Raw genomic sequence first — 13,185 nt, forward strand, 5'->3', positions numbered from 1 at the left:
CAATTGCATCGTCTTTCTGTGACCTGACTTTTGGGACATTGGCTGTAACGGTGAGATCGAAAAACTGCCTGACAATTCTCACTAAGGCTGCACTTTCGGTGAGGGATTGTTCCTTCATGTACTCGCGCAGCTTGTTGTGATACTCCGGTGGTAAGTAGCCTACGATGCGTTTATTGTTAGTCGCCATTGGTTATGCCACTGGTGTGCTGTTTTAAAGCATACCTTGTGGCGGATGGTATGCCAACTATGGCCTTTAGTATGCTAGGTTAGCACAGCGGGACAGACATACAAGAGATACATTAGTATGCTTTTAAGTGCTAAAGTAGCACCTAACGGCTCATGCAGTCCGCCCAGATCGAACTGTGTGTAGGTTCGCAGACAAGCGTGTAATTTATGGGGACTTGCCCGAAATTTATGCAGACAAGCGTGAAATCAGTATTGGATTGCGACGCACCAGTGGGTAGCTTTTCTGTCGATCGCTTGCACATAACAAAGGAATAAATAAGAACTATAAGTTTTACTCTGTATGCTACATTTATTAACGGTAAAAATCAGAATAACATTTAAAATTATGCTTTCAATTATTACAATTAATGGTATTTTTTTAAAAGTTAGTTTACAATTGATTCAAACTTAAAAGAGTGATACCACCCTTTGATGAAAACGGCAACCTACCCCCAGGCATTCACTTCAGCGAATGGTCAGAATTTCAACAGCGATTTGGCACAACACCCAAACGCCAAAGAATGATTAAAGGACTCTCTACTGTAATGGAACAATTAAAAGCAGCAGGCTGCCGTATCATTTATATAAATGGTAGCTTCGTTACCAACAAAACAAACCCCAATGACTTTGATGCTTGCTGGGATAGAGATAATGTCGATCTAGACTACCTGAGAAAAAATGCCCCTACCTTGCTGAAATTTTACGACAGTGCTGCCCAAAAATCTAAGTACGGTGGCGAAATTTATCCCTCAGACCAACCAGTAGATGAGAGTACAATATCAATAGAGTTCTTTCAACTTGACAGAGAGCAAAACCGCAAGGGTATTATCGCGATCGATTTATTGAGGTGGTCACCATGATTAAGAACGAACATCAGTATCAGGTAACAAAATCTTGGGCTGAAAATTTTTCAACAGCCATAGTGTCCTTGCGTCAAAATGAAGAGAAGAAAAATAAAGATCCGGATGGCTGGCAACTACTCCTTGACTCTTATCAAAGTCAGATGAAAAGTCTTGAAGATGAAATAGCCGAATATGAAGCTCTTATCGCTCACGACCCCCATCAGCCTGTCGTTCTTAAAGTTAATGATTTCAGCCAAATATCAGACCTTTTAATTAAAGCCAGACTCGCTTTAAAGATTAGCCAAAAAGAACTGGCATATTTGTGCGCTCGGACAGAAGAACAAATTCAAAATTACGAAGAGAAAGACTATCAAAATGCTAGTTTTATTGATTTTTTGGCAGTCAGTGACGCGCTAGGAATTCAAATCCAAGAAGGTCAGTTTTTTGCCCAATTACATGAATTTTATCAAGAACGCTTAACCGCGATGAGAGAATCTTATCATCTCAACGCTCCTGTTCATGTCGCTTCCTAAACAAGGGAGCAATTATCTAGCTGCAACTACGATCGTATTGGCTAAATTTTTCTTTTTTCATAGAATTAGCGACCAGCTTGCCCGAGCGGGTTAACTCTATAGGATGTTTTTTGTACTATTTTTGCCAACACACGACTTAACGACATTTAGCTGTGATAAACCTGTGTTGGATGGATGGTTAAAGGATAAGACTCTTAAAAACGAAACCTCTCTTCGTATCCCGCACTTATGTTATTTGTTACGAAAATAAAGTTGTAGGATACTACAGTTTAGCTAATGGTAGTGTTGCTCATTCTAGTGTTACCGACAAACTCAAAAGAAATGTAGCCGATCCAATTCCGGTTATGATACTAGGCAAACTTGCTATTGATATTAACCATCGTAACAAAGGACTTGGTATAGTTTTATTTAAGGACGCGGTACGACGTACTATGCAAGCGGCTGATATTGCTGGTATTAAAGCCATTTTAATTCACGCCCTCTCCGGAGGATGCAAAAAGATTTTATATAGACAAATGTGGTTGCACGGCTTCTGCGATCGATCCTTTGCTCCGCAAGGGTTCCCCTTGATGATGTACAAAAGTATTTGTTACACCCCGTCAAAATTACTGTTTTACCTTGAATCGGCTAAAGATTAGGGCTCTTCCGTACTTAGCCTGATAGCCCTCTTCTGTCACTTTAGGCGATCGCAAACGCTGTAACGCTGATAGGGTATGCGTTTTCCCAATTGATCTACATTTTTGAGTTTCTATGAGAAACTCACCGCTCAAATCGTTATGGGGGAAAGTTCTCAGGCTTTCGCTTTGAGCCTGATTTTCCGAGACTGACAGAAGAGGGATAGAGTGGTTCCCGCTGTTATGCGGCGATCGCCTGCTCTCTTATAGGCCAAAAGGGACACAACAGCACAGAGAGAGAAATCGATCCCCTTGGACTATCTCTCCTTTATCTGTTGTGTTTCATTTGGAACACAACATTTCGGACTTTCAGTAGACCGCCCCAACCTCTTTATCTTATAGGCCATTTGGGACACAACAGTAACCGGAGCGATCGGCCTGCTCTCGATCCTCTTGCTCTTTTTTATAGGCCATTTGGGACACAACGGCGACAAATCTATTACCCCGGTGGGTACACCTAAAAATAGCGATCGCGTGGTAGCCCCGTCAATTTATTGCGGGGTGGAAACGCGACACGGCGAATAAATTCGCCGTCAAATTAACCCAACTTTTTGTAATATAATATAAGGGCAGCTTTCAAACTACTAAGGAGGTGAATTCGGGATGGCTCGAAGTAAAACTAATTCATTCGTTACAGAAATTCCACTAATAGTAGATAGTTGGCAAGAAAAAGAATTGCTTTCTCGCTTTCAGGCGGGAAGACAACTTTATAATGCCTGCCTAAACGAAGCGGAAGCTAGGATGAATCTAGTTCGTAATTCCGATGCCTACCAACAAGCAAAACAAATTCCTAAAACTCAAAGGAAAAAAAGAACAGAAGCTTTTGGTGCTGCACGCAAAGCTTATCGATTAGCGGAGTATGAGTTACATACATACTCAACTATTACCAGCAATAATGCGAAATGGATTGCCAAGAAACTTGACTCTAATACGCAACAAACTATTGCGACTCGCGCCTTCAAAGCCATCGAGAAAGTCATACTGGGTAAAGCGAAAAAAGTTCGCTACAAAATACCTAGTAGGTTTAGGTCAATGGAAGGAAAGACGAATAAGCAAGGCATTCGCTGGAAAAACAATCAACTGGTTTGGGGTAATTTAGCGATTAAACCGTTAATTGATTGGTCAAATCCAGTGATTATACATGGCTTAAATTCTCCGATTAAATATGTTCGGATATTGTGGCGAGAAATCAACGTAATGCGGCGTTGGTACGCTCAATTAGTTAATGAAGGTATCCCTTATCAGAAACCACAAAATTATGTTTCTGATGGCATTGTTGGCATAGATTTAAACATTAACAACATTGCTTTTGTTGCTGATAGCCAAGCTGGATTGCTGCCTTTCGCGGCGGGTGTTCCCACTTTTGAACAAGAAATCAAAGCCATCCAACGTCGGATGGATAGGTCGAAAAGGGCAAACAACCCAGATAACTACCATCCCGACTTTGAGGCAAAGAAAGGGCGAAAAACTGTGTCCAAAAAAGGAACATCCAAAAAGGGTAAAAGAAAGTGGAATAACTCTAAAAGGTATCGGAAACTATCGCAAAAGCGGCGGGAATTAGAACGTCGAAAAACTGCATAAGCCAAGTCTCAAAATCACCAAATAGTTAATGAGATTTTGCGACATGGTAAGCAGATTAAAACTGAGAATGTTTCAGTTAAGGGATGGCAAAAGCGATATGGTAAAGCTATCGCTGCTAAGTCACCAGGTTTTGTGCAATCAGAATTGAAACGCAAGGCTGAAAGTGCTGGCGGTTCGTTCACCAAGTTTTCTACTCAAAAAACTGCCTTATCTCAAACTCATTTGAGCGGGAATCGCATCAAAAAATCCCTGTCTCAAAGAGTTCATTATGATCGGACAGGGATGATTATGCACAGAGATTTATTCAGTGCATATTTGAGTAGATTTGTTAATGACGAAGATAACCTTCTATTGCATCTCGCTCAAGATGAGTGGGAAAGGACGGAGCCGTTCTTAATGCAGGCATGGAAGGACTTTCAAACAAACTGCGAACCAGTAGGCGCGTCCTCTCATTTGGCTGAGTCATTCACCCTCAGAGCAGTTCTGCATGAAGCTAGGAACGGTTAACCAGATAGCTATTAAAGGGCGAAAAGTTAACCTTAATTCCGACGCTGAATCCCCGTCGATTTATCGCGGGGTGTGGCTCAATTTTGCTTCTTCTTTCTATTTACACAAACAGACTGGGTAGCTGCAACCAAAGTCTGTGATTACAAAGGTAGTTGCTTTAGGCTACTGGTATCTTTTGTGCGATCGCCGCCACTATCTTCTCTTGTTCTTCTGATGTCATGCCCAGCTTTTCCAGATTGGTTTGGACTTGATACCAGAATTCTGCTCTTGCTGAGCTTCGCTCTATGGCTGTGGGTGCGATCGCTCCCAGATAACCTACTGTGCGCGTAATTACTTTGCCGGCGCGTCTTTCCCCTGCACAGACGTAAGCATACCATACCAACTTTACCCCTCTTTGTTTCCACCTTAGATACATTTTCTGCTGTGCCAATTGGGACACTACAAATTTACTTCCCATTCTCGCTACAACGCTACTTCTTTAATAATTTATTAAGGTAGATAAAACCAGTTTTTCTTTCATCGCCAGCGACGCAAGGTGTTAAACCCACAACCACTGCAACAGGTGTACTACCAATTACGTCCTTACCAACTCGACCTGCTCAGCCAGGTCGAATCTTTATGGTCGCAAGGTAAACGGCGAGTTTTAATGGCTTTACCCACTGGTGCCGGAAAAACTGTCATTTTCAGCGCCATTACCCATAAATTCACTGCTAAGCAACTGCGAGTATTGGTGGTAGTCCACCGGGAAGAACTGCTGCTGCAAGCTGTTGAAAAACTCTGTGCCGTTACCGGAGAAAAAGTAGGTTTAATCAAAGCCGGATACCGAGAAGACCGCAGTCACCTTGTCCAAGTTGCTTCGGTTCAATCCTTACTGCGGCGTCAGCTACCAGAGGCTGACCTGCTGATTATCGACGAAGCTCACCACAGTGTCAGTCGCAGTTGGACGCGATTGTTAGAACATTACAAAGACAGTTACATCTTGGGAGTTACTGCCACTCCTGCCCGTATTGACGGACAGGGATTTAAGTTCCTCTATGATGAACTTGTTTGCGGCCCTGATGTGCGCTGGCTGATCGATCGCAATTACTTATGTTCTTTCAAGCTGTTTGCCGCCCCGCAACAAATCAAGATTAGACGCCCCAAAACTCTCACAGGCCGCGATTATACACAAAAGGAATTAGTTGCTGCTGTTAACACTTCCTTAAGTTACGGCGATTTAATTTCTAGCTGGCGTAAGTTTGCGCCGGATCGCAAGACGGTTGTTTTTGCTGTCAGTGTTGACCATTCTAAGGCGATCGCACTAGCTTACCGAGAAGCTGGTATCGCTGCGGAACATTTGGATGGGGATACGCCGCCGGAGGAACGCAAAGCCATTCTCGGTCGTTTCATCTCGGGTAAGACTCTCATTTTGTGCAACTGCGGTATTGTTTCGGAAGGCTTTGATGTTCCTTCTTTGGAAGCGGTACAAATTGTCCGTCCCACTAAATCTCTCATCCTTTGGTTGCAGATGGTGGGCAGAAGCCTCCGTCCCCATCCTGGTAAAGAAGCTGCGATTATTATCGACCATACGGAAAACTGGACTGTGTTTGGGGCTCCCGACCAGCCTTGGGAGTGGTCTTTAGACCCTGTTTCTCTTAAGGATAAACGGTGGAATGTTTGCTGTCCCGAATGCTGTCACGTCTTTAAGCCACTGCCCCACGAACAAAAACCCTACAAGTATGAGTGGAGTCCCGGTCACGGCGAGTTTAAATTGTGGTGTAAGTACATTTGTCCTAACTGCTTGGACGAGATCGAAATGGAAAAGTGGTCTGGTGGGGAACCGCCGCCCCCCAGACAAGTTTATAACCATCCGGGTGTGGAGATGCGAGAAATTCCTACTGATTGCGATTGGCAATTTTTAGGGGAACTTTATCGGATTGTGGGTGCTTTTAGGCGCAAACGCTCGGGTTTACCAATTTTACCTAATTTAGCTAATTTTTTGGTGCAGCAATACCCTAATTTGGGTATTCCAGAATTGCGAGAATGTGCTTTATTTTATACTAAAGATTTTCCAGCGGCGGTTGCTTGGGCTACTAAATATTACGATAATTTAGTGCAAGAGCAAAAGGAAGCAGCTGCTCAAGAAGCTCGTCAAGCACAGTTGGAGCGCTTGACTGAAGAAGTGAACAGAGCGTCTACTTGGGCAGAAATTTTAAATGTTATAAACTCTTACAGCCATATTTTTAATCCCCAAGAAGTTATTTCTAGGCTGCCTGTGGAGCAACAAGTACGTATTTCTCAACTGCGACAAGAAGAACGAAAACGCTCAACTGTGGCTGCTGTAGTATCATCACTTTCTTGGGATGCGGTAACACTTGCCCTCAATAAAGGCGGATTTCTCTTGGCAGATATTTTAGATTTTCTTCCATTTAGCGAACAAGTTCGTTTGGTAGAGTTGGCTATCCCTAGTGATAGTAAAACCAGAAGGTTTAGCGAAGACGAAGAAAATAAAGCATTACCTAGACAAAATTTTGTATCTCGGTTTGAGAAGTTATATTATTGGCGATTAATTCAACTGAGTCAAAACCATAAACCAATTTGGTTGTATTATAAGCTGATCGAATACCACCCTCAACCAACGTTTGAGGAATTAAGTGAATGCGCTCGCTTGCTAGGTTATAGGCAAGGATGGGTTTATCATAAATGGCGAGAACTATACCCGGATGATAAATATTTTGGTTATCCAGCTTTTTTCTCACAGACTTATTATTCTACATCGGTTGTTCCCCAAGTGGTTTCATCGGGTTATCAGGATTTAGATCCTGATGATTGTTACGGTTGGGATGCTCTTGAGGATGAAGTTTATTCTTTTGAGTTGGAACGGGCTGAATCCGAACTTATTTGGTATCAGCAACAATTTGAGGATACCAACACTTAAAATCTAGCTTTCCACATCTTTAACCGACCCCATAACCGCTAAATTGACGTTTGAAAGATGAATGAAAACCTAAAAAGTTTATTTTTGAAATAACGCCTGGGCATTGTCTGTTATGATTTTAGAATAGTATGGCTAGTTGGTTCATTGTAGCAAATAGTTTAGGGTTACCCGAATAAAAATGGGATTATTGGCAGGAAGAGGCTAGACTATGGAGTTATCTGCTACCACCACGATAGACGGCGACCGCATTCAAGATTACGCCAAAAAGCTACGCCAGGGGAATTTTTTAGAAACTTTAGCTTTGAATGTAGCAATGGGGATTCATGCGGAAATTACTAAAAGGGATGAAACATTAGAGGGCTTTAGCCCTAAGTGTGTTGATGAACTCGAAAAATTTCTCAGAGAGCAGATAGTTGATGATGCTTTTTACTTGACAACAGCAGAAGAGATATTGAATCATCTGAACCCCTGGCTTCAGACAGGTAGAACCGAGGAAAGTTTATGGAAAAACGTGGCTCTTGATTCAGCTTTAAGTTTTCTAGAGCCACTAGATTTATCCAATCGAACACTAGATGAATTAACCGCTATGCTAGGGCTGGCATCAAAAACAGTTCCAGCAACAGAACCTCAGTTATTTATCAGCAACACAATCACTCAATTGCTAACATCAGCGCCTCCTAGAACTGCTTGTAAGTCATTACTACGAATTTGGGATTGGCAGGAAGATGCCCACAAAAATGTGTTTTTCCGAGATGATTACAGTACAGGTTTTGTCGAGTTAGCATTAAAGGACAAAGACCCGGTAACTAAAGAATATTTTTACTTTACAGGCAAGGCTGCTTGGGGAATTATTGAAGAATTTGGCAGTTTGGGTAAAGATACCGCTAAACTACACTGTTTGTTGTCTGCCTATGTTTTTAGACAGCCTGCGGCCTGGAAAACCGAAATTAAGTTAGCTGGAACTGGGAAAAATGGCGGCACAAACTTAATAGACTTAATGGGTTGGGGTGAGCGTAAAGATATGACCAATTCCCAGAAGTTACTAAGGATAGAGCAATGTTTGAAGCTTCTGAGGAGGTTGGATGCAACTATTAAGTGGAATATAGGGAGGCTGGGCTGTGATATGAATTCCCTGATCTGGGATATTGCAGTAGAGCGCTACGGGCCTCGTAATATTTTTACGAACGAAATTGAAGACCCAACAGAAATAGTAGCTTTCATCCGGGCTGGGAGGTGGACTGAATTTTTCTTTAACAAGCAAGGCAAGAGTGCCAATCCTCCAGTTGCCTTATATGAGTTTGGTTGGATTTCAGAATCTACCCTCAAAATGAACCCATATCATGATGAGCTAGCGTTCTTAATTGCCATCAATATAACAACAGAAAGCGCTATCCGTACAACTGGAAAATACACTGTTAAGACCGTGCTAGAGATGGTAATGCCAAAAAATGAGATTGAATTAGCCCGTAACGATCATCGCTATGCTGGTAAGCTGAAGCAACGTTGGGATAAAGCTTTAATGCGATTGGTTGAGTTAGAGTGGCAGATTATATATGACTCTGAAACCTACCCAGAATGGTTGCGACCTGAAAGTACAACAGGTAAACCCAAAGATTGCAAAAAAAGAATTATTGATTTACTGCTAGAAGCTGGCATTACCATCAAGCCTCCTGGTAAAATTCCAGCCCTGATAGCTGCTAAAAAATCAGAATCTTTATCCCAAAAACGGAAATCAGCATCTTCCGATCCGTTAGAGTGGGAACCGATACAGAAGGCTTGTGAAGCAAAGGGTTGGACGAAGCAATCAGTCATCGCTGAAAAGCTAGGGATCTCCCAGCAGCTAGTCTCACAGCTTCAGCGCGGCAAGGCAATCACTCCCAAAACCGCTGCCAAACTTAAGAAAATCTTGCCTAAAGTACTACCGGAACTGTCAATCTAGCTTTCCATCACCCTAACCCAGGCCCCCAGCCCCAAACGTAGTAAGGCTGGGGTTTTGCGTAGTAAGGAAAAAATGACCTAAAAATGACCCTCAAATTCTTACCAGGCAAGGCTTACGACTTTACTACGAACACACCCGGATCTGGTGACAAAAACACCCGGATCTGGTGACAAGTTAATTTTGAAGCCCTTGATTAGCAAGCTTTCCAGCACTTTACTACGCGCCGATCAGTCTAATTAGACTGATCGGCGTGCAAGCAGGGATTTTCAGAACGTGAGAAAAACAAGGGTTATTCCCACGCAAGGAATAGCCAGATGAAGAATTCGATCGAATTAACGAGTATGGGGGTGAGCAATGGTAAATCCAGAACTACCCCTCAATGAATGGCTCAACAGCGGCTCCGACCCCGACATCTTCGCCCTCAACGTCCGCGTCCTCACAGGGGACACCCCCTACGCCTACCTCCTCTACGAAATTGAAGCCGCCTCCGGCAAAGTCCACCCCGACGCTCAATGGCGGTGGGCCAGAAAAAAATACCGCCACATCGAAGCTGGCGGCTGGTGGTGTAGTGGACTCGACCCCCTCAACAACTGGCAACCCATGCTGTGGGGCTGCTTCAAACCCAACAGTCCACGCCAAGCCTTTGACCCCAAAGGCAAGCTCAAACCCATCAAATACGAGCATCCGCCCAAAACGCCCACCAGAGCTTTCTTCCTGCAAGTTCCAGACCGTATTTGGGAGAAAGTCTCCCAACGCTATGGCGTCCCCATCACCGAACAAGACCGACAACACGGCTTCTGGTACTGGGTGCGGGCCAATAACATTCCCGTTATCATCGTCGAAGGCGCTAAAAAAGCAGGGTGTCTGCTCACCTTGGGCTACGTCGCCATTGCCCTCCCCGGCGTCACAATGGGCGTCAGAACCAAAAACGAGTCAGGGCAGAAGTGCAACCCCTATCTCATCCCGGAACTGCAACACTTCGCCACAGCAAGACGGGAAATCTACATCTGCTTCGACCATGACACCAAACGCCAAACCATCCAGAACGTCAACCGGGAAATTGACAAGCTGGGCCAGTGCTTCAGTGCTGCCAAGTGTCAGGTGAAAGTCATCAGTCTGCCCGGGCCTGAAAAAGGCGTCGATGATTTCGTGGTAGCCCGTGCAAGAGGTTTCGGAGCAGGGGAGCAGGGGAGCAGGGGAGAAAATACAGAAAATACAATTAATTCTTACTCATCCTCCCCATCTCTCCCATCTGGGGGTGAGGATGCGTTCAGTGGCATCTACGAGGCCGCACAAGCCTTCTCATTTTGGCAAACTAGGCAATCATGGCAACTAAGCTATCCGGCGGCTTTAAGGCTCTGCCAGCGCTATCTGGGAGAAATACCCTATCCGGAGTCGGGTTTGGTGGGCATCAAATCGCCCAAAGGTACTGGTAAAACCCAAGCCCTGATTGAGTTAGTACGAGATGCCCTTGACACGGGTTCCCGTCGCGTGTTGATAATTACCCACAGGATTCAACTGGGCAGAGCGATCTGTGCCGCCTTGGGAGTCAACTACATCGACGAAACCAAAGACTCGGCAGTAGGTAAACTGTTCGGATACGGCCTTTGCATCGATAGCCTGCATCCCCTATCTCAAGCCCAATTCAATCCAGAAAACTGGGAAGGTGCGATCGTCATCATCGATGAGTGCGAACAAGTCATCTGGCACGCCCTGAACTCTAGCACCTGCTACGAGAACCGGGTGTCTATTTTGCAAACTTTCCAAGAACTGATCCACAACGTCTTGACCAGCGGGGGCTTAGTCGTTGCCCAAGATGCGGACTTATCCGACTTGTCGATCGACTACCTCAAAGCTTTAGCAGGCATCCAGATCGAACCTTGGATTGCAGTCAACGAATGGAAACCAACCAAGGGACGGGACGTAACTTTCTTCGCCACTAGCGACCCGGCACCGCTGTTTGCCCAGATGGAGAGAATTTTATCTCAAGATGTCACTTGTTGCGATATCGACAGCCGCGCCGAATGTTGTCCCATTCAGCGGCAGCGCACTCCCATCATGGTGGTGGAAGATTCCCAAAAAGTCAAAGGTAAGTGGTCTTGTACCAACTTGGAAATCCAACTGAAAAAACGATTTCCTTCTAAAAGAATTCTCAGAATTGATAGCGAGTCAGTAGCCAACCCCAACCATCCAGCTTATGGCTGCGTGGAGAAAATTAATACCATCATCCAAAATTACGATATTATCATTGCCAGTCCTACTATTGGCACCGGAGTTAGTATTAACATTCGGGGTTATTTTGTCGCCGTTTTCGGTATTTTCAAAGGAGCGATCGCGGTTAACGATGCTTTGCAAGCTTTGGCGCGGATCCGAGATGAAAATGTGCCTTGGTTTGTTTGGACTAAACAGTTTGGAATGGGTAAAATTGGCAACGGTAGCGCTAGTTATCGAGCGATTCTAAAATCTCAACAGAAAGTCATCAAAACTAATCTGCATTTGTTGCAAGACGTAAACTTTGATATTGATTCTGCCTCCGATCCAGTTCACTTGCGAACTTGGGCAAAGATGGGGGCGAGAATTAATGCTGGTATGTGGGATTATCGGAAGATTATTTGGGAGCTTATTCAAGCTGAAGGGCATCGGGTGGAACTGTGTCGGGAGAATGAATTGCAGCAAGAGATTGAGATTTTGCAAATGCTAGAAATAGCTGCGAATAATGCTGAAGATTATTCGCTATCGGATGAATTATCCGAGCAAATCGTCAAACTAGAAGAAGAATTAGAGCAACTAGAAACAGCAGCAGCTTGTGTTAGTGAAGAAGCCAAAGTTATCAGACAAGAAAACCGGGTGAATTCGGCAGAATCTATTAGAGATGCTGAGAAGATTAACAAGTCTGAATACCTTTTATTGAAAGACAAACGTTCTAAAACGCCGGAGGAAATAAACGCCGTTCGCAAATATCAACTAGAGGAAACTTATGGAGTGACAGTTACTCCGGAATTGGTACTAAAGGACGAGGATGGCTGGCTGCCCAAAATCCGCCTCCATTATTACTTGACTTATGATTCTGAATTTGTCAAGAATCGGGATAAAAACCACTTAACAGGACATCGGGAAAGGGGGAATGGGAAAGTTTGTCCGCAGGACTTGCGATTTATTACGGCACAAGTAGAAGCGCTTAAGAAATTGGGAATAACTTACTTTTTCAACTCTGAGCTTGAGTTTAGAGGAATTGACGAAGAGGTAATTGCGTTTGCCGAAAGGGTGAAGCATTACAGCCAGGATGTTCGGGACTTTTTGGGCATAAATATCAATCCCAAAGCACCACCAATGGAGGTGGTGCAATATATCCTGGGTGTGAAGCTAGGGTTTACTCTCAAGCACATTGGTTTTGAACGAATAGAGGAACGTGACGCCTCTGGGAGAAGGAAGCGGGTGAGGGTTTATCAGTTCCAGTTTCCTGATGATGACAGAGAGGCGATTTTTTCGGCTTGGGAGATGCGGGATGTTGAAGCTGTGGAAAGGGTAGCTGTTGAGGCTGCGAGTGTACATAGTGGATCGGGGTCTGATAAATATATAGAGATATCAGGGGGTGTGCCACAGGAGAGCGATCCACCAGCTGCTTTCGCCCAAGTACAGGGCGTGGAAGATGAACCATTGGAAGCGACACCACCAACAGAAGGACAGGGAGAGTCGGAAGATATCGCTGCCCCAACAGCACCCGAAACAGCACCCGAATGGCTGAAAGTTGGCTCGGTGGTGAGGTTTTGTGGAGAGGTTCAGAAATATGTGGTGAAAGCTGTCTCAGGTACTCAAGTGATGGTGCGATCGCTCTTTTCTGGACTATTTACCCATACTTCCGTACACCGCTTGGAACTTGCTGATGGGGGGACAGGATGACGAGTGGCGAGCGGTCCAAGAAAATCAGCTGCCCGAATATTTGAGCAGCAAGGCTAGGAATTTGTTA

9 protein-coding genes and 1 pseudogene are annotated in these 13,185 nt (G+C 44.4%); 8 read left to right on the forward strand and 2 right to left on the reverse strand.

The features are described from left to right. Positions 1 to 187: pseudogene (locus tag ACE1CD_RS19000) on the reverse strand (hypothetical protein); the annotation flags it as partial. A 454-nt stretch (positions 188 to 641) separates the two neighbouring features. Between ACE1CD_RS19000 and ACE1CD_RS19005 the strand changes: the two are divergent. The 5 genes from ACE1CD_RS19005 (at position 642) to ACE1CD_RS19025 (ending at position 4,362) form a co-directional block, all read left to right on the forward strand. Next, the gene (locus ACE1CD_RS19005; RefSeq protein WP_374794774.1) at positions 642 to 1,085 is read left to right on the forward strand and encodes a hypothetical protein; all 444 of its coding nucleotides are present in this window, start codon (positions 642 to 644) and stop codon (positions 1,083 to 1,085) included. Then, the gene (locus ACE1CD_RS19010) at positions 1,082 to 1,600 is read left to right on the forward strand and encodes a DNA-binding protein (protein WP_374794775.1); all 519 of its coding nucleotides are present in this window, start codon (positions 1,082 to 1,084) and stop codon (positions 1,598 to 1,600) included. Before ACE1CD_RS19005 ends, ACE1CD_RS19010 begins: the two co-directional genes overlap by 4 nt. 344 nt (positions 1,601 to 1,944) lie before the next feature. Beyond that, a complete protein-coding gene (locus ACE1CD_RS19015) occupies positions 1,945 to 2,238 on the forward strand; it encodes a hypothetical protein (protein ID WP_374794776.1) in 294 nt (97 codons plus the stop codon). 639 nt (positions 2,239 to 2,877) lie between these two features. Further along, positions 2,878 to 3,855, forward strand: coding sequence for a hypothetical protein (locus ACE1CD_RS19020; protein WP_374794777.1), 978 nt, complete (start codon positions 2,878 to 2,880; stop codon positions 3,853 to 3,855). A 36-nt stretch (positions 3,856 to 3,891) separates the two neighbouring features. Further along, a complete protein-coding gene (locus tag ACE1CD_RS19025) occupies positions 3,892 to 4,362 on the forward strand; it encodes a hypothetical protein (protein ID WP_374794778.1) in 471 nt (156 codons plus the stop codon). A 157-nt stretch (positions 4,363 to 4,519) separates the two neighbouring features. Here the strand turns inward: ACE1CD_RS19025 and ACE1CD_RS19030 are convergent, their stop codons facing one another. Then, a complete protein-coding gene (locus tag ACE1CD_RS19030; RefSeq protein WP_374794779.1) occupies positions 4,520 to 4,819 on the reverse strand; it encodes a hypothetical protein in 300 nt (99 codons plus the stop codon). A gap of 78 nt (positions 4,820 to 4,897) precedes the next feature. Here ACE1CD_RS19030 and ACE1CD_RS19035 point away from each other — a divergent pair, with 78 nt between their 5' ends. The 3 genes from ACE1CD_RS19035 (at position 4,898) to ACE1CD_RS19045 (ending at position 13,118) form a co-directional block, all read left to right on the forward strand. Beyond that, positions 4,898 to 7,279 carry a DEAD/DEAH box helicase gene (locus ACE1CD_RS19035; protein ID WP_374794780.1) on the forward strand — a complete coding sequence of 794 codons (2,382 nt, stop codon included), beginning with the start codon at positions 4,898 to 4,900 and terminating at the stop codon, positions 7,277 to 7,279. 208 nt (positions 7,280 to 7,487) lie between these two features. Further along, complete coding sequence (locus ACE1CD_RS19040; protein WP_374794781.1) at positions 7,488 to 9,218, forward strand: multiprotein-bridging factor 1 family protein; 1,731 nt, start codon at positions 7,488 to 7,490, stop codon at positions 9,216 to 9,218. A 354-nt stretch (positions 9,219 to 9,572) separates the two neighbouring features. Further along, the gene (locus ACE1CD_RS19045) at positions 9,573 to 13,118 is read left to right on the forward strand and encodes a plasmid replication protein, CyRepA1 family (RefSeq protein WP_374794782.1); all 3,546 of its coding nucleotides are present in this window, start codon (positions 9,573 to 9,575) and stop codon (positions 13,116 to 13,118) included. Positions 13,119 to 13,185: the final 67 nt, after the last annotated feature.

This window comes from Aerosakkonema sp. BLCC-F183, from assembly GCF_041929145.1.
Taxonomy (GTDB): Bacteria; Cyanobacteriota; Cyanobacteriia; order Cyanobacteriales; family Aerosakkonemataceae; genus Aerosakkonema.